Source organism: Streptomyces mayteni (assembly GCF_054783955.1).
The window spans coordinates 81902-99426 of the sequence record NZ_BAAGPR010000009.1 but is presented as its reverse complement, the minus strand read 5'-3'; the positions used below and the strand labels follow the sequence as shown (position 1 = coordinate 99426).

Below are 17525 nucleotides of genomic sequence, written 5' to 3'. Positions count from 1 at the left end.
GGAACTCCCGTCGACGCCGGCAACCGATAATCGCCGCTACCGCCACGTGAGTTCGGCGACCCGGCGGAAGTTGCCGCCGAGGATCGCGGCGACCGCGTCGTCCGGGTAGCCCCGGGCGCGGAGGGCGCCCTCGACGGTCAGCAGGCCCTCGGGCGGCAGGAAGTCGATCGGGCCCCACCGGGTGTAGCACTCGGGGAACAGCTCCGGGCTCTGTTCGAGCATCGCGTTGAAGTCCCGGTGGTCGAAGGGGTAGTCGGTGGAGACCCCCACGTGCTCGGGCCCGACGAGTTCGACGGCACGGTCGATGTGCCGCACGAGCGCGTCGACGCCGGCGTCGTTGGGGCCGAGGAAGATCCCGACGCCGGTGATGCCGACGACGCCGCCGGTCGCGGCGCAGGCCCTGGCCTGCTCGTCGGTGATGTTGCGCGGGTGGTCCCACAGAGCGCGCAGGCACGAGTGGCTGTAGACCACCGGCCGCTCGGAGACCTCGCACAGGTCCAGACCGGTGCGGGCCCCGCAGTGCGAGCCGTCCACCACCATGCCGACCGCGTTCATCTCCCGGACCAGCGCCCGACCGTAGGCGGTGAGCCCCTCGTCGACCTCGTCCAGACACCCCCCGCCTGCCGCGTTGCGGCTGTTGTAGGTGGGCAGCAACGTGCGGACCCCGAGCTCGTAGAACTCCCGCACCAGCTCAAGCCGCCCGCCGAGCGGCCCGGAGTCCTCCAGGTCGAAGGCCACCGCCACCCCGCCCTCGCGCCCGGCGGCCGCCACGTCCGCCACCGTCCCGGCCAGCCGCAGCCGGTCGTCTGCGGCGATCCGCGCCCGCCAACTCCCGATCAACCCGGTGACGTCCTCGGCGTTGTGCGGGGCGTAGCCCACGTTCACCGAGACGAAGCTGCCGCCCGGCCGGCGGTACCGCGCCAACTCCCCGACGTCCGCGTCCCGTTCCAGCGGCAGACAGCAGTGCTGCTCCCAGAGCAGGGGCGGCTCGGTCTCCTCGTTCTTCATGCCTCCACCATGCCCGCCGAGCCGCCCGCCGCGCGGCAGGCGAGATCCCGGTTGCACGCCGTGGTGCCGCTGGGACAGGATCGCGCGCATGACTTCCTCCCTGGTGAACGTGGCGATCGACTGCCGGAACGCGTACGAGCTGGCGCGGTTCTGGAGCGAGGTGACCGGGCAGCCGTTGGATCCCGAGAACCAGCAGGGCGACGAGGAGACCCAGGTCCTGCTGGCCGGTGGCCCGGTCCTGTACTTCAACGAGGTGCCGGAGCCCAAGACCGTCAAGAACCGGCTGCACCTGTGCCTGCGCCCCGACGCCTCCCGGGAGGCGGAGGTGGAACGGCTGCTGGGCATCGGCGCCTCGCTGGTCGCGGACCGCCGCAGGCCCGACGGCTGGGGGTGGGCCGTCCTCGCCGACCCGGAGGGCAACGAGTTCTGCGTCCTGCTGGCCGAGGCCGAGCGGGCCGCCCTCCCCGCCCCGACCGCGTAGCCGCCCCCTGTCAACTCGCCTTCGCCGGGCCCGACGTGTCGAGGGCCAGTGAGACGGCGAGTGCCCCCAGGACGCCGCCCATCACGTAGCGCTGCACCTGCGGCCAGGAGGGCCGGCGGGCCAGGAAGACCGCGATGGCGCCCGCCGCCAGGACGATGGCGAGGTTGACCGTGACGGCCACCACGATCTGGACCGCGCCGAGCAGCAGCCCCTGCAGCAGGACGTGGCCCCGGTCCAGGTCGATGAACTGGGGGATGAGCGAGAGGTACATGATGGCGATCTTCGGGTTGAGCAGGTTCGTCATCAGGCCCATGGTGAACAGCCGGCGCGGCGAGTCGTGCGGCACGTCCTGCGGGGCGAAGACGGAGGCGCCGCCCGGCCTGAGGGCGTTCCAGGCGAGGTAGGCGAGGTAGGCGGCGCCGGCCAGCTTGACCGCGACGTACAGCTCGGGGACGGCGACGAAGACGACGGAGAGCCCCAGGTTCGTGGTCAGCAGATAGACCAGGAACCCCACGGCCACCCCGCCCAGGGAGATCACCCCGGCGCGCCTGCCCTGCGTGATGCTGCGGGAGACGAGATAGATCATGTTCGGACCGGGGGTCAGGACCATGCCGAGGGCCACCACCGTCACGCCGATGATCCCGCTGAGTTCCATCATGGGAAAGCCTCATCCACTGATGCGTCGTGCTGTCATGGCCGCTTCCGCCGCGTCGCGGTGGAGCGATCGCCGCGCCGTATCTCGGCGAGGTCGTGGGCGATGTCGTGGAGCAGGTGGCGGGCGAAGAAGTCGACCGTGAGCCGGGAGTCGGCGGGGCCCGGGGCGCGGTGGCGCAAATCGGCTTCGGTGAGCGAGGCCAGCCGGGCGGCGAGGGCGTCGGCGGCGCGCTCCAGCTCGGCCGCCACCTGTCGAGGCTCCTCCTCGCGGTACCGCCTGAGGACCCGGGGGCCGTGCGCCTCGGAGCTTTTGCTCGGTGCAATGCGGCCGCCGCCGAGCATCGCATCGAGTCCGGAGTGGAACAGGAGGCACATGTCCCGGACGTGGCAGCCGTGTTCGAGCGGGGACCACAGGGGTGTGCCCACGCGTCGGCCGTCGAGCCCACGGTCGTGCAGGAGTCGCCGCCAGCCAGCCGCGCATTCGCGCAGCAGGGCGGCCATCGCGGGGCCGTCGCTCGGGCCCGAAGAGAACCCGCAGCGAGCGCAGTCGGGTGGCGGCGGGGACTCCGTGTCGAGCGGGAATCGGGATCGTGCGGTCGCGCTCACTGCCGTCGGACTCCTCTCCGGCGGTCACGCGCGCCTCGACGGCGCGCCCGACACCTGCCCCTGGCCGAGGCATTGGGCCGACCATATGCCCTGAGATTGATCGGGGCAATATGCGGAGCATTGCCCTCGGTGCAATCCTGTGATGGGATGGCCCTCGGCTTCCCGGGCCTGCGGGAGCGAACGACAGGGAGAGCGGTGAAGGACTACCAGAGCGTCGCGGACGCGGTGGCCGAGCAGATCAGGACCGGCACCCTCAGGGCGGGCGACCGGCTGCCGCCGCAGCGTGACTTCGCCCGGCAGCACGGCATCGCCAACTCCACCGCCGCCCGGGTCTATCGCGAACTGGCCCGCCGGGGCCTGACGGTCGGCGAGGTGGGCCGCGGCACCTTCGTCCGCGCCGAGTCCGGGCCGCCCGTCGCGCTCGCCGAACCGGCCGGCACCCGGATCGATCTCGAGCTCAACTACCCGGTGGTGCCCGAGCAGGCCGCGCTGCTCGCCGAGGGCCTCACCCAGCTCGTCAGGCCCGACGTCCTCGGCCACGCGCTGCGGCCGGTGGGCATGGCGGGCGCCCCGGCCGTCCGCGAGGCCGCCGCCGACCTGCTCGCCCGCGGCGGCTGGCGCCCCTCCCCGCACCGGGTGCTGTTCGCCGGGAACGGCCGGCAGGCCATCGCGGCCGCCGTCACCGCCCTGGTGCCGCCCGGCGGCCGGCTCGGGGTCGAGGAACTGACCTACCCGGTGATCAAGACGATCGCCACCCGGCTCGGCATCACCCTCGTGCCCCTCGCCATGGACGGCGCGGGACTCGTCCCCGAGGCCGTCGCGGCGGCACACCGCGAGGCCCCGCTCCACGCGGTCTACGTGCAGCCGACCCTGCACAACCCGCTCTCCCTCACGATGCCGAGGGAGCGGCTGGCGCGGCTCGCCGAGGTACTGCCGCGGCTCGGCATCCCCGCCATCGAGGACGCCATCTGGGCCTTCCTCCGCGATGAACTGCCGCCGCTCGCCGCGCTCGCGCCCGAGCACACCGTGCTCGTCGACAGCCTGTCCAAGCGGATCGCGCCCGGCCTGACCCTCGGCCTCGTGGTCGCGCCGAGCGCGACGACCACCGACATCTCATCGGCGCTCAGGGCCGGCGGCTGGGCCCCCGCCCGCTTCGCCCTGGAGGCCGCCCACCGCTGGCAGCGGGACGGCGTCGTCAAGGCGCTCGTCCAGGCCAAACAGCGGCAGGCCACGGCGCGACAGGAGCTGGCGGCCCGTCACCTCGCCGGATTCGCGGTGCAGGGCGACCCCTGCTCGTACCACTCCTGGTGGCGGCTGCCCCGCCCATGGCGCGCGGACACCTTCGTCGCCGCCGCCGCGCGGCACGGCATCGCGCTGGCACCGGCCGCCTCCTTCACCGTCGGCCCCGGCGACGCCCCCGACGCGATCCGGCTGGGGCTCGCCTCACCGGGGGACGACGTCCTCGTCCAGGCCCTGACCACCCTGGCCGACCTCGCCCGCACCGCCCCCGACGACCTCGTCACCGACTGAACCACCCCACGTCACGGCCGGCTCACCACTCGTCCCGACCGTCGAAGGTCACGACCACCTTCTCCGCCGCGCCCGGCGTCAGGGCCAACTCGAAGGCGCGGTCGACCTCGGCGAACGGGACGCGGTGGCTGATCAGTTTCGCGAACCGCTCGTGGTGCTCCTCGATCTCCCTCGTGACCTCGAAGATCTCCGTCGGATAGCCCTGGGAGGCGATGAGCGTGAGCTCGCTGCGCAGCATCCCGCCGAGGTCGACGGCGTCGGACTTCTTCTGCACCGCGACCATGACCAGCCGCGCGCCCCACTTCGCCGACTCCACCACGGTGTTGAAGACCGCGGGGGCACCGGCCGCGTCGATGTAGACGTCGGTGCCGGGACGCGGCTGGCCGAGGGCGTTGGCCGCCCGGCCGTGGAGCTCGGTCAGCCGGGCCGGCACGTCCTCCTTCGCCGAGTCGATCACCGCGTCGGCGCCGACGGCCAGCGCCGTCTCCAGGCGCTCGGGGATGACGTCGGCGACCACCACATGGGCCACACCGCGCAGCTTCAGCCAGATCGCGGCGCCCAGCCCGATCGGCCCCGCGCCGAAGATCACCACCCGGTCCGTGGGCTTCGCCTCGGACCGGTTGACGCAGTGCCGCGCCACGGCCATCGGCTCGTTGAGCGCGGCCACGTCGAACGGCACCCGGTCCGAGAACACCGCCACGCTCTCGCCGACCACCGCGTCCTCGATCAGCAGGTACTCGCTCATCCCGCCCAGCGGGCCACTGCAGCCGATGATGCCGGAGGGCGCGCCCTGCGGGTTGACCACCACCCGGTCGCCGACCGCCAGGCCCGTCACCTCGGCGCCCACCGCGACGACCTCGCCGGCGGGCTCGTGGCCGAGGGCCACCGGGACCAGCTCGCCGCCCGCGTGCGCCCTGGCCGGCATCCCGCCCATCCGCAGGAACGTCACGTCGGTGCCGCAGACACCGCAGGCGCGGATCCGCACCACGGCGTCCCGGGGGCCGGGGGCCGGGCGGGCCACCTCGACCACCGCTGTCTCGTTCGCCGCACCGGTCCGTACGGACTTCATCGTGGTCATGGCCGGGGTTCCTTTCCCATGAAGGGGCCAATGAAGGGGGCAACGAAGGGGCCAACGAGGGGACGGAGGAGGGGAAGGGCTCCCGGACCCGGGTGCATTCGGGTCCGGGAGCCGCGCCGTACCCCGTCCCCACAGGGTTCGGCGCGCTGGGGCGGCCCGCTCGGCGCCGCCCCGGTTCGGGGGGCCGCCGGCGTCAGCCGGCGCGGTACCGCATGCCGTGCGCCGCAGCGAGCAGCGCCGTGACTCCGGCGGCGACGCCGGCGATCAGGAAGCACGTCACGTAGGCGTCCACGGTCGGCACGCCGGTGCTCCCGATGACCTGGGCCGCGAGGATCGCGGACGTCGCGGCGCTGGCGACGCTGCCGCCCGCGGTGCGCACCAGCGTGTTGACGCCGCTGGCGATGCCGCTCTGGTCCATCGGCACGTGCTGGACGGCCAGCGTGCCGAGCGCCGCGTAGGCGATGCCGATGCCCACGCCCTGGACGCCGCTGAAGACCATGATGTCGGCCGCGCTGTCGTGGCTCACCGCCAGCCAGAGGTAGGAGAGCGCGGCGACCGCCGAGCCGATGGCCAGCGTCCGCGCGGCGCCGAGCTTGGCCTCGAAGCGGCCGGCCAGGGCCGAGAAGAGCAGCATGGTGACGGTGCTCGGCAGCATGTAGAGACCGACGTCGAGCACCGACCCGGACAGGCCGTAGCCGACGGCGTCCTCCGGGGTCTGGATGAAGTTGGACACCAGGGTGAACGACGCGAACATCGCGAAGCCCAGCAGCAGCGAGGCCAGGTTGGCGGAGAGCGACCGCGGCCCGACCAGCAGCGGCAGCCGCACCAGCGGCTCGCGCACGGTTCGCTCGACCCGCACCCACGCCGCGCCCAGCACGACCGCCGCCGCGAACAGGCCGAGCGTCCGGCCGTCGGTCCAGCCCCAGGCGTTGCCCTGGCTGATGCCGAGCAGCAGGCTGACCAGGAGGCCGGCGAGCAGGCCCGCGCCGAGCAGGTCCGGGCGGCCGCCGGCGCGGCGGCCCGAGTCGGTGGTGCACGTCGCGACGAAGCCGAGGCCGACGGCGGCCATGGCGGCGGAGATCCAGAAGACCGGGTGGTGGGTGTCGGTGTTGTCGGCGATGACGCCGGTGACCAGCATGCCGAGCGCGCCGCCGACGCCCATGGTGGCGCTGACGATGCCGATGCCGGCGGTGACCTTCTCGCGGGGGAGGGTGTCGCGGATGATCCCGATGGCCAGTGGGATCACGGCAGCGGCCGCGCCCTGGAGCGCGCGGCCCGCGATGAGCACGCCGAGCGAGTCGGAGAGCGCGCAGACCACCGAGCCGACGACGAGCAGCGCCATCGTCAGCGTGATCATCTTCTTCTTGCCGTACATGTCGCCGAAGCGCGAGAGCAGCGGGGTGGCGACCGCGCCGGCCAGCAGGGTGGCGGTGAACACCCAGGCGACCGAGGACACCGAGGTGTCGAACGCCCGCATCAGCTGGGGGAGCAGCGGCAGGACCAGGGTCTGCTGGAGCGAGACGACGAGCCCCGCGGTGCCGAGGGCGAGCAGCGTCAGGCCGGGGCGGGGCACCGCGGGTCCTGCGGACCGGTCCCGCTCGGCCAGGGTGGCGGTGTGGGGCATGGGGGAGTTCTCCAGTGCTTGGCGAGAAGGTCCGTCCGGTCCCGTCCGCGGCGGACTGCACATTACTTAACTTAGGCAACCATGCTGAAGTGCTTGAGTCAAGCAAGTTCTGCTCGATCTCCGTCTCGTCTTGCTTGACTTAGGCAAATACCTGGTAAAGTCGCCGCATGTCCTCGCCGCCATCACCCGCCGAGCGCGCCGTCGAAGCCGACGTGGCGGAGATCGAGAGCGCGCTCAACCGCATCGCCTACCTGACCAACCGGGCCAGGCAGCACGAGCGCCTGATGGCGCTCGCCGGCATCTCCCTCGACCGCGCCGGCGCCGCGCTGCTCCGCCAGCTCGCCGAGAGCGAGTCGCTGCGCCCGGGGGAGCTGGCGGCCCGGCTGTCGGTCGAGGCGTCCCACGTGACCCGGCAGGTCCAGCACCTGGAGCGGGCCGGCTTCGTCACCCGGGTGCCCGACCCGACCGACCGCCGGGCGCAGCGCGTCCAGCTGACGGACGTCGGGCGGGCCACCGTCGAGCGGCTGCGGCTGGCGAGCTGCCGCGGGATGCGGATGGCGCTCACCGACTGGTCGCCCGAGGACCTGCACCATCTCGCCGGCCTGTTCGGGCGCATGGTCGACGACTTCATCGCGCACGGCGACGACGAGCTGGACGGGCGGCCGCCCGCCTGATAGAGGCGAAGGGAGGTGCGCACTTCCCTCTCTTCCCTCCCGGAGGCCCGGATGAGCCAGTTCGACGACCTGGCGTCGCTGTACGAGGACTTCTCGGCGACGCCCTTCAGGCAACACCTGGAGTTCCCGACGGTCCTGGGGCTGGTGAAGGAGGGCCCCCTCGGGAACGTGCTCGACCTCGGCTGCGGAAGCGGCGCCTACAGCCGGCTGTTACGGGGGAGCGGTGCCGACCGGGTGACCGGGCTCGACGAGTCGACCGGCATGATCGACCACGCCCGCCGGCGCGAGCGCGCCGAGGGCCTCGGCATCCGCTACCTGACCGGTGAGCTGCCGGCCGAACTCCACGGCACGTTCGACTTGGTGCTCGCGGTCTACGTGCTGCCGTACGCCACGACGCACGAGGAACTCCGCGACCTCTGCCGGGTGGCCGCCGACGCGCTGCGCCCCGGCGGCCGCTTCCTGACCCTCCCGGTCCACCCGGACTTCCATCCGGACCGCGACTACTACGCGCCGTACGGCTTCCGGGTGTGGACCGATGGCGACCGCCACGACGGCGCGCGGGTGCGCCTGCGGTTCCGGGACCAGGACGTCGACATCATCGCCCGCTACTGGAGCGCCGAGGCGCTGGCCAGGGCGCTGACCGAGGCCGGGTTCGCCGCGCCCCGCTACCGCGAACACCGGCTCTCCGGCGCGGCGGCGGCCGGGCCCACGGCGTTCTGGGAGCCGTACCTGACCACACCGCACGCCGCCGTCCTCGACACCGTCAGGGAGTGACGCCTGGCGCCCGGCCGGCGCGCCGCCTCAGGCCGGGTCCCGGCCGGCCTCCGCGGGCAGGGGCGACTGGTCGGCCGCCCGTGGGCCGCGGGGCGCGGCGGCCGCCGGCTCGTGCGGCGGCGGCTGGTGACGGGGGAGGAAGGCCGCGATGGCGAAGGCGACCAGGGCCGCCGCGGCGCCGATCGCCATGACGACCCGGAAGCCGTTCTGCGAGGGGACGGCGGTCGAGCCGAAGGCCGTCGTCATCTGGGCGAGCACGACGCCGGCCACCGCGCTGGAGACGGAGGTGCCGATCGCCCGCATCAGGGTGTTGAGGCTGTTGGCGGCCGCCGTCTCGGACACCGGGACGGCCCCCATGATGAGCGCCGGCATCGCGCCGTAGGCCAGGCCGATGCCGGCGCCGATGACGCTGGAGGCCAGCATCAGCTGCCACACCGTCGACATCATCACCATCTGCAGCAGGTAGCCGGCGGCGACGACCACCGCGCCCGCCATCAGGGTGACCTTGGGCCCGCGCGAGCGCGAGATCCGGGCCGAGACCGGCGCCATCGCCATCATCACCAGGCCGTTGGGCGCCATGACCAGGCCGACGGCCAGCATCGACTGCCCCAGCCCGTACCCGGTGGCCTCCGGCAGCTGGAGCAGCTGCGGCAGTACCAGCGACATGCCGAACATCGAGTAGCCGAACACCGCCGAGGTCACGTTGGTCAGCAGCACCTGCGGGCGCGCGGAGGTCCGCAGGTCCACCAGCGGCTGCCGGGTGCGCAGCTCCCAGCGGCCCCACAGGATCAGCGCGGCCGCCGCGGCGGCGAACAGGCCGGTGGTCGTGCCGGCGCCCCACCCCCAGTCGGCGCCCTTGGAGATGGCGAGCAGCAGGCACACCAGCGCGGTGGAGAGCCCGGCCGCGCCCACGACGTCGAACCGCCCGCCGGAGCGTACCCGGGATTCGGGTACCAACCGCAGCACCAGCAGGAAGGCGGCCACGCCGAGGCCGGCCGAGGCCCAGAACAGCACGTGCCAGTCGGCGCGGTCGGCGATGAAGGCGGCGGCCGGCAGGCCGAGCGCGCCGCCGACGCCGAGCGAGGCGCTCATCACCGCGGTGGCGCCGGCCAGCCGCTCGGCCGGCAGTTCGTCCCTCATGATGCTGATGCCCAGGGCGATCACCCCGGCCGCCAGGCCCTGCAGGGTGCGGCCCACCAGCATCGGCACCAGGGAGTCGCTGAGCGCGGCGACCGTCGAGCCGACCACCAGCAGCACCAGGCTGGCCAGCAGCATCCGCCGCTTGCCGTACATGTCGCCGAGCCGGCCCACCACCGGGGTGGCGACGGCGCCGGCCAGCAGCGTCGCCGTGATCACCCAGGTGGCGTCCGCGGCCGAGGCGTCGAGCAGCGCCGGCAGCTCCGGGATCAGCGGCACGACCAGGGTCTGCATCGTCGCGACGACGATCCCGGCGAACGCCAGGACCAGCACCACGTTGTGGGGCCGCGGCGCGTCGGGATTCCCGGTCCGCGTGGCACGGGCAGGAGCTTCGGTCACGTGGACCCCCAGAATTGAATCAGTCGACTGACTTACCTTAGCGGACCTGATCGGCCGGTCTGTGGCAGAGTCGGTGCCCAGGGACGGGATCGGATGGTGACCATGACGGCGAGGACGGCGCGGGCCGAACGCTCCAACGCGACGCGCGAGTTGATCCTGACGGCGGCCGAGCGGCTGTTCGCCGAGCAGGGGGTGTACGCGGCGTCCAACCGTCGGGTCGGCGAGGCCGCCGGGCAGGGGAACAACACGGCGGTCGGCTACCACTTCGGCACCAAGGCCGACCTGGTGCGCGCGATCGCCCGCAAGCACTCCGGGGAGATCGAGCGGATCCGCGCCCGGTCGCTGGCCGGGGTGGGTCACTCCGACGATCTGGCGGTGTGGGTGTCCTGCCTGGTCAGGCCGGTCACCGAGCATCTGGCGGCGCTCGGCAGTCCCACCTGGTACGCGCGGTTCCGCGCCCAGGTGATGACCGATCCGGCGCTCCACCGGATCGTGGCCGACGAGGCGATGGCCGCCCCGGCGCTGCGGCGGATCATCGACGGTTTCGAGCGGTGCCTACCCGAGCTGCCCCCCGAGGTGCGCGCTGAGCGGGGTGTCATGGCGCGTTCGCTGATCCTGGTCACCTGCGCCGAGCACGAGCGCGCGCTCGCGGAGAACGTGCCCACACCCAGGGCCGGTTGGGACGATGTGGCCGCCGGCCTGATCGACGCCCTGGTCGGTCTGTGGCGCGCGCCGGTCACCCGTCGCGCCTGACCGGGGGCCATACGCGGTCACCGGTTTACCGCTTCGTTACCTTCGCGTTGCTTGACGGGCGTGCGTTCCCGGGCGAGCCTGTGAGGCACTCGGCCATTGAGTCGTTTCAATCGACAGGCCGCCCGCCTCGGTCGGGTCCCGTGGCGCGACCGCGCCCCTGCGGTGACCTCCCTTCTCCCCGCCGCCCGATTCCCCCAGGCACCCACACCTCCTCACCGGCTCCCGGCACATCGCTCATCGCCGTGGCGTCAGCAGCGTGCTTCCGCGCTGCCGTCACCCGGCCCGGATCGCGGCCAACGCAGTCCACGTTCCAGAGAGGTACGACGACATGGAGTTCCCCGTACGCGGAATATCGCCGCGCTCCTCCCACGCCGTCACCGCGCTCGTCGCGCTGACCACCGTCTCGCTCGGCCTGGCCGCGTGCAGCCCCGGTTCCCTGGGCTCCAGCGGCGACGGGGACGGCATCACCCTCAGCTATCTCGTCCCCAACGGCGCCGAGGACGTCGCCCTCGCCGAGCAGCTGGCGGAGGACTTCTCCGCCGCCAACCCCGACATCACGATCGAGGTGGAGACCAGGCCCGGCGGCGGCGACGGTGACAACGTGGTCAAGACCCGACTGGCGACCGGCGAGATGACCGACGTCTTCCTCTACAACACCGGCTCCCTCTTCCAGGCCATCAACCCGGACCGGAACCTGGTGCCGGTGACCGGCGAGGAGTGGGTCGACGCCGTCGACGACTCCTTCCTGCCCACGGTCACCGCCGGCGACGACGTGTACGGCGCGCCGGTCGGCTCCGCGATGGGCGGTGGTGTGCTCTACAACCGCACCGTCTACGCCGACCTCGGCCTCGAGGTACCCCGCACCTGGGACGCGTTCATGGCCAACAACGCCGCGATCGCGGAGGCCGGCACCGCGCCGGTGATCCAGACCTACGCCGACACCTGGACCTCGCAGCTGTTCGTACTCGGCGACTACCACAACGTCGCCGCCGCCGAGCCGGACTTCGCCGAGTCGTACACCGACAACGGGGCGAAGTACGCCACCTCGCCGGCCGCCATCCGGGGCTTCGAGCACCTCCAGGAGGTGGCCGAGGCCGGCTACCTCAACGACGACTTCGCCTCCGCCAGCTACGAGGACGGGCTGCGGATGGTCGCCGAGGGGGCGGGGGCGCACTACCCGATGCTGACCAACGCCATCTCCCCGATGGTGAACGCCGTCCCGGAGGCGGCCGAGGACGTCGGGTTCTTCGCGCTGCCGGGGGACGACGGGGCCAGCAACGGGCTGACCATGTGGACACCGGGCGGCGTCTACGTCCCCACCACCACCGAGGGGGAGAAGCGGGAGGCCGCGCTGCGCTTCCTGGCCTTCGTCGCCAGCCCCGAGGGCTGCGCCTCCCAGAGCGCCGGCCAGACCCCCTCCGGCCCCTACCTGGTGGCAGACTGCGAGCTGCCGGCCGACGCGCCCACCGCCGTCTCGGACATCCAGGCGTACTTCGACTCCGGTGACGTGTCCCCCGCGTTGGAGTTCCTCTCCCCGATCAAGGGCCCGGCGCTCGAACAGATCACGGTCGAGGTCGGCTCCGGCATCCGCACGGCCGCCTCCGGCGCCGAACTGTACGACGAGGACGTGGAGAAGCAGGCCCAGCAGCTCGGTCTCGAGGGCTGGTGATCCCATGACGACCACACTCGACACCCCGCCCACCGGGCAGCGGGCGTCCCGCCCCGAGCCGCCGGGCGCCCGCCGCCGGAACCGGAGCAGCTACCCCTACTGGTTCTACCTGCCGGCGGCCGCCGTCTACACGGCCCTCTTCCTGCTGCCGACGCTCGCGGCGTTCTTCTTCAGCCTCACCCGCTGGACCCTGTTCGACTACGAGTTCATCGGCTTCGACAACTTCGTCCAGTTCTTCCGCGAGCCGGCGCTGGTCAAGGGCCTGACCAACACCCTGATCTACGCCGTGGTCACCTGCGGCCTCAAGGTGGTCATCGGCCTGCTGCTCGCGGTGCTGCTGACCTCGCGGATCATCGGGCGCGCCTTCCTCCGCTCGGTGGTGTTCTTCCCGGTGCTGGTGTCCACCATCGGCGTCGGCATCACCTTCACGGTGCTGATGCACCCCTCGGAGGGCGCCATCAACCAGGCGCTCTCCCTCGTCGGCGTCGACGGCCCGGCCTGGCTGACCGACCCGTCCTGGGCCCTGCTCTCGGTCGCGTTCGTCGACGTCTGGAAGGGCGTCGGCCTCGCCACCGTGATCTACATCGCCGGCGTGGTCTCCATCCCCCGCGAGTACCACGAGGCGGCCGAGGTGGACGGCGCGAGCGCCTTCCAGCGGTTCCGGCACGTCACCCTGCCGCTGGCCAGGCCGGCCACCGTCACGGTGATCATCCTCTCCCTGATCGGCGGCCTGCGGTCGTTCGACCTGATCTGGGCGATGACCGGCGGCGGCCCGGGATTCACCTCCGACGTCATCGCCTCGGTGATCTACAAGCAGTACCAGGCGGGGTTCTACGGCCTGTCGACGGCGGGCAACGTGGTGCTCTTCCTGCTGGTCTCGGCGATCGTCGTGCCGCTGTTCTGGTTCCTGAACCGCAGGGAGGCGGAGGCGTGAGAACCCGGCGATCCAACCCCTGGCTCAGCGGCGCGGCGATCCTCGCCTTCACCGTGGTGTTCGTGCTGCCCTTCGTCTTCATCCTGTTCACCGCGGCCAAGGGCCAACAGGAGGCCGCGCTCCTGGAGTTCTCGCCGCCCACCGAGTGGCGGCTCGTCGAGAACCTGCGCGCGGTCATCGAGGCCCGCGACTATCTGCTGGTCATCGCGTTCATCAACAGCGCGGTGCTGACCGTGGCCAGCGTGACCCTGATGGTGATCCTCGCCTCGATGGCGGCCTTCGTGCTCCAGCGCCGCCGGAGCCGGCTGACCGGCCCCGTCAACCTGCTGGTGCTCTCCGGGCTGATCATCCCGCCGGCCGTGGTCCCCACCATCTGGGTGCTCCAGGGGCTCGGCATCTTCAAGACCCTGCTCGGCCTGATCCTGGTCGAGGTCGCCTTCCACCTGTCCTTCTGCGTGCTGCTCTTCCGCGCCTTCCTGGCCACCGTGCCGCGCGAACTCGACGAATCGGCCGTGATCGACGGCGCGGGACCGCTCCGGCTGTTCTTCCGGGTGGTGCTCCCGCTGCTCCGGCCGGTCACCGTCACGGTGATCGTCGTGCAGTCCGTCGGCGTCTTCAACGACTTCGTCAACCCGCTCTACTTCCTGCCCGGCGAGGAGAACGCCACCGTCCAGCTGACCCTGTTCAACTTCCAGAGCCAGTTCGAGACCCAGTACAACCTCCTCTTCATGGACATCCTGCTGATCACGATCCCCCCGCTGGTGATGTTCCTCTTCTTCAACCGGCAGATCGTGGCCGGCATGACCTCAGGGGCGATCAAGGGCTGACCGCCCGCGCCGACGACCGCCGACGACCGCAGACGACCGCACCACAACCCCGACCGAGGTGGGAGAACCCGCATGCCCTTCGTCACCGTCAGCCCCGTCCGGTTCGAGCACCGCGACACCGCGCTCGGCCTCGGCACCGCGACGCCGCGCCTCTCGTGGCAGGTGACCACCGACGACCCCCACTGGGCCCAGACCGCCTGCGAACTCGAACTCGACGGCACCGTGGTCCAACACCTCACGACGGCCGAACAGGTCCTGGTGGCCTGGCCGTTCGAGCCGCTCGCCGCCCGCGCCAGCGCCACCGTCCGGGTCCGGGTCGCCGCCGGCGACCGGTGGTCGGAGTGGAGCGAGCCGGCCACCGCCGAGGTCGGGCTCCTCGACCCCGAGGACTGGACGGCCAGGTTCGTCAGCCCCGCCACCATCGGCCGGGTCGGCGACCCGGCGCCGGTCCTGGTCCGCACCCTGACCGTGCGCCCCGACGCCGTCTCCGCCCGCCTCCGGATCACCGCGCACGGCGTCTACACCGCCCACCTCAACGGCGTCCGCGTCGGCGACGAGGTGCTGGCCCCCGGCTGGACCGCCTACCACGACCGGCTGCGCCACCAGACCCACGACGTCACCGACCTGCTGCGGGCGGGCGAGAACACCGTCGAGGTACTGCTCGGCAACGGCTGGTACCGCGGCCGCCTCGGCTGGGGCGGCCGCCGCGCCCTCTACGGCGACCGGCTCGCGCTGCTCGCCCAGCTGGAGATCACCCACGCCGACGGCTCGACCGAGGTCGTCGGCACCGACGAGACGTGGTCGGCACGCGCCAGCGGCATCCTCGCCGACGACCTCTACGACGGCCAGCGCACCGACCTGCGGCCGCGCGCCGCCGCCCCCGACGACGCCGTCGAGGTCGTCGACGCCGACCTCGGCCGGCTCGTCGCCCCCGACGGGCCGCCGGTCAGGATCACCGAGACCCTGCCGGCCACCCGGGTCTGGACCTCGCCCTCGGGCGCCACCCTCGTCGACTTCGGCCAGAACGTCGTCGGCTGGGTCCGGCTGACCACCCGCGCCACCCGCGCCGGCGCCGAGGTCACCGTCCGGCACGCCGAGGTCCTGGAACACGACGAGCTCGGCGTCCGCCCGCTGCGCAGCGCGAGGGCGACCGACGACTACCTGCTGCCCGCGGCCGACGAACTGGTCCTCGAACCCGAACTCACCTTCCACGGCTTCCGCTACGCCGAGGTCACCGGCCTCGACGACTTCGACGCCGAGGCCGTGGTGGTCGGCACCGACCTGCGCCGCACCGGCTGGTTCGACTGCTCGGACCCCGAGGTCAACCGGCTGCACGAGAACGTCGTCTGGGGCATGCGCGGCAACTTCCTCGACGTGCCGACCGACTGCCCACAGCGCGACGAACGACTCGGCTGGACCGGCGACATCCAGGTGTTCTCGCCCACCGCCAGCTTCCTCTTCGACAGCGCCGGCTTCCTCTCCTCCTGGCTCGCCGACCTGACCGCCGACCAACTCCCCGACGGCTCGGTGCCGTTCGTCGTGCCCGATGTGCTGGGCGACGCCCGCCCGACCGCCGCAGCCTGGGGCGACGCCGCCTGCGTGGTGCCCTGGGTCCTCTACCAGCGCTACGGCGACGCCGATCTGCTGCGCAGGCAACTCCCCTCGATGCGCGGCTGGGTCGACCGGATCGCCTCGCTGACCACCGACGGCGTCTGGGCCGGCGGCTTCCAGTTCGGCGACTGGCTCGACCCGGCCGCGCCACCCGACGACCCGTTCGCCGCCCGCGCCGACAGCGACGTCGTCGCCACCGCGCACCTCGCCAGGTCCGCCGAGATCCTCGCCGAGGCCGCCACCGTCGTCGGCGAGGACGGCACGCCCTACGCGGAGCTCGCCGCCCGCACCCGGGAGGCGTTCGCGCGGCACTACGTCACCGGCGCCGGCCGGGTGCTCTCCGACGCCCCCACCGTCTACGCCCTGGCCATCGAGTGGGCCCTGCTGCCCACCCCGGAGCAACGCGCCGCCGCCGGGCGGCGGCTCGCCGACCTGGTGCGCGCCGGCGGGTTCCGGGTGGCCACCGGCTTCGTCGGCACCCCGCTGATCACCGACGCCCTGACCTCGACCGGCCGGCCCGACCTCGCCTACCGGCTGCTCCTGGAGCGCGGCTGCCCCTCCTGGCTCTACCCGGTCACCATGGGCGCCACCACCGTCTGGGAGCGCTGGGACTCGATGCTGCCCGACGGCACCATCAACCCCGGCCAGATGACCTCCTTCAACCACTACGCGCTGGGCGCCGTGGCCGACTGGATGCACCGCACCCTCGCCGGCCTGGCGCCCGCCGCCCCCGGCTACCGGCGGATCACCGTCCGGCCGCTGCCCTACCCCGAGTTCGACCACGCCTCGGCCCGCCATCTGACGCCGTACGGCGAGGCGTCCGTGGCGTGGCGGCGCGCGGACGGCGACCTCGTCGTGGAGGCCGCCGTCCCGGTCGGCACCACCGCGACCGTGCACCTGCCGGGCGCCGAACCGGTGGAGGTCGGCCACGGCAGCCACCGCTGGACGGTGCCGGTACCCGTCCCCGGGACCCGGCCGATCAGGACCGTCCGCGACCTGATCGACGACCCCGCCAGGTGGGGCGAGGCGGTCGCCACGCTCACCAAGCACGGCCTCGCCACCGACGCCGAGGACCTGTCCCGCGCCGCCGCCCGCCACCTGGACGCGCCCGCCCTCGAACTGCCACACCGAATGGCCAGGAAGACCCCGCCCGACGACGTGTCCGCCGCCGCCCGGGCGTTCGAGAACCTGCTCGCGGCGGAGGACTGACCCCGGGAACGACGTTGGCGGCCGCCCGTCAGCGGGCGGCCGCCGACCTCGCCGCGTCAGTGGAAGCGGACGTACCCGTCGCCGTCCCGGTCGTTCGCGGCCCGGGTGTAGGAGTGGACGTCGGCCCGGCTGCCGGAGGGCTTGTACAGGTAGACGGTGTCGCGGTCGTTGTTCCAGATGAAGTTGCAGTTGTTGCGGTACACCACGTTGCGGGCGTCCGAGTCGGTACCGCGGCCGCCCCGCAGCCGGACGTAGTCGCCGGGCTGGAGGTAGTGGTTGGCGGTGAACACGAAGCGGTTGCCCGCGGCGTCCTTGACGACGTACCCCCGGAGGTTGACCGTTCTGCTGCTCGAGTAGTTGGTGATGGTCAGGTACTCCTCGTCCGTGTTCCCGGTGGTGCAGTTGTTGGAGTCGCGGCCCGGCGCGTCGTACTGGACCCCGCGGAGCTTCAGATCCGAGCTGTACTCGGCGGCCTCCGCCGGCGTCGCGGCGAGAGCGACCAGGGCGCCGGTGGCCAGGGCCGCGGCGAGAAACGGGCGCGTACGCATGGGAGTTCC

16 protein-coding genes are annotated in these 17525 nt (G+C 72.7%); 9 read left to right on the top strand and 7 right to left on the bottom strand.

Annotated features, from left to right (window positions below):
* Positions 1 to 36: 36 nt before the first annotated feature.
* Entirely contained in the window at positions 37 to 1098 is a 1062-nt protein-coding gene (locus ACYVPE_RS06870) for a dipeptidase (RefSeq protein WP_461032507.1), read from the bottom strand.
* Between ACYVPE_RS06870 and ACYVPE_RS06865 the strand changes: the two genes are divergently transcribed.
* Positions 1097 to 1489, top strand: a complete 393-nt coding sequence (locus tag ACYVPE_RS06865; protein ID WP_461032506.1) for a VOC family protein — start codon at positions 1097 to 1099, stop codon at positions 1487 to 1489. The two genes, ACYVPE_RS06870 and ACYVPE_RS06865, sit on opposite strands and share 2 nt — an antisense overlap.
* 10 nt (positions 1490 to 1499) lie before the next feature.
* On the opposite strand, the gene ACYVPE_RS06860 is transcribed toward ACYVPE_RS06865, so the two are convergent.
* Together ACYVPE_RS06860 and ACYVPE_RS06855 are read right to left on the bottom strand one after the other, a co-directional pair.
* A complete protein-coding gene (locus ACYVPE_RS06860; RefSeq protein WP_461032505.1) occupies positions 1500 to 2147 on the bottom strand; it encodes a LysE family translocator in 648 nt (215 codons plus the stop codon).
* A gap of 32 nt (positions 2148 to 2179) precedes the next feature.
* Positions 2180 to 2569: a DinB family protein gene (locus ACYVPE_RS06855; RefSeq protein ID WP_461032504.1), complete on the bottom strand. Its 390-nt coding sequence runs from the start codon at positions 2567 to 2569 to the stop codon at positions 2180 to 2182.
* Between the two features lie 375 nt (positions 2570 to 2944).
* On the opposite strand from ACYVPE_RS06855, the gene ACYVPE_RS06850 reads away from it, so the two are divergent.
* Entirely contained in the window at positions 2945 to 4279 is a 1335-nt protein-coding gene (locus ACYVPE_RS06850; RefSeq protein WP_461032503.1) for an aminotransferase-like domain-containing protein, read from the top strand.
* Positions 4280 to 4301: 22 nt separating this feature from the next.
* Here ACYVPE_RS06850 and ACYVPE_RS06845 read toward each other — a convergent pair whose 3' ends face one another.
* Together ACYVPE_RS06845 and ACYVPE_RS06840 are read right to left on the bottom strand one after the other, a co-directional pair.
* The gene (locus ACYVPE_RS06845; protein ID WP_461032502.1) at positions 4302 to 5357 is read right to left on the bottom strand and encodes a zinc-dependent alcohol dehydrogenase; all 1056 of its coding nucleotides are present in this window, start codon (positions 5355 to 5357) and stop codon (positions 4302 to 4304) included.
* Positions 5358 to 5550: 193 nt separating this feature from the next.
* Positions 5551 to 6981, bottom strand: coding sequence for an MFS transporter (locus tag ACYVPE_RS06840; RefSeq protein ID WP_461032501.1), 1431 nt, complete (start codon positions 6979 to 6981; stop codon positions 5551 to 5553).
* A 167-nt stretch (positions 6982 to 7148) separates the two neighbouring features.
* On the opposite strand from ACYVPE_RS06840, the gene ACYVPE_RS06835 reads away from it, so the two are divergent.
* The gene (locus ACYVPE_RS06835; RefSeq protein ID WP_461032500.1) at positions 7149 to 7655 is read left to right on the top strand and encodes a MarR family winged helix-turn-helix transcriptional regulator; all 507 of its coding nucleotides are present in this window, start codon (positions 7149 to 7151) and stop codon (positions 7653 to 7655) included.
* A 51-nt stretch (positions 7656 to 7706) separates the two neighbouring features.
* Positions 7707 to 8429: a class I SAM-dependent methyltransferase gene (locus ACYVPE_RS06830; RefSeq protein WP_461032499.1), complete on the top strand. Its 723-nt coding sequence runs from the start codon at positions 7707 to 7709 to the stop codon at positions 8427 to 8429.
* A 27-nt stretch (positions 8430 to 8456) separates the two neighbouring features.
* On the opposite strand, the gene ACYVPE_RS06825 is transcribed toward ACYVPE_RS06830, so the two are convergent.
* Positions 8457 to 9965, bottom strand: coding sequence for an MFS transporter (locus ACYVPE_RS06825; RefSeq protein ID WP_461032498.1), 1509 nt, complete (start codon positions 9963 to 9965; stop codon positions 8457 to 8459).
* 102 nt (positions 9966 to 10067) lie between these two features.
* Between ACYVPE_RS06825 and ACYVPE_RS06820 the strand changes: the two genes are divergently transcribed.
* From ACYVPE_RS06820 to ACYVPE_RS06800, 5 genes are all read left to right on the top strand, one after another.
* Complete coding sequence (locus tag ACYVPE_RS06820; RefSeq protein ID WP_461032497.1) at positions 10068 to 10718, top strand: TetR/AcrR family transcriptional regulator; 651 nt, start codon at positions 10068 to 10070, stop codon at positions 10716 to 10718.
* Positions 10719 to 11046: 328 nt separating this feature from the next.
* A complete protein-coding gene (locus ACYVPE_RS06815; protein WP_461032496.1) occupies positions 11047 to 12387 on the top strand; it encodes an ABC transporter substrate-binding protein in 1341 nt (446 codons plus the stop codon).
* 4 nt (positions 12388 to 12391) lie between these two features.
* Entirely contained in the window at positions 12392 to 13321 is a 930-nt protein-coding gene (locus ACYVPE_RS06810) for a carbohydrate ABC transporter permease (RefSeq protein ID WP_461032495.1), read from the top strand.
* Entirely contained in the window at positions 13318 to 14148 is an 831-nt protein-coding gene (locus tag ACYVPE_RS06805) for a carbohydrate ABC transporter permease (protein WP_461032494.1), read from the top strand. The genes ACYVPE_RS06810 and ACYVPE_RS06805 overlap by 4 nt, the downstream gene beginning before the upstream one ends.
* A gap of 72 nt (positions 14149 to 14220) precedes the next feature.
* Entirely contained in the window at positions 14221 to 16968 is a 2748-nt protein-coding gene (locus ACYVPE_RS06800) for a family 78 glycoside hydrolase catalytic domain (protein ID WP_461032493.1), read from the top strand.
* 56 nt (positions 16969 to 17024) lie between these two features.
* On the opposite strand, the gene ACYVPE_RS06795 is transcribed toward ACYVPE_RS06800, so the two are convergent.
* A complete protein-coding gene (locus ACYVPE_RS06795) occupies positions 17025 to 17516 on the bottom strand; it encodes a lamin tail domain-containing protein (protein ID WP_461032492.1) in 492 nt (163 codons plus the stop codon).
* Positions 17517 to 17525: the final 9 nt, after the last annotated feature.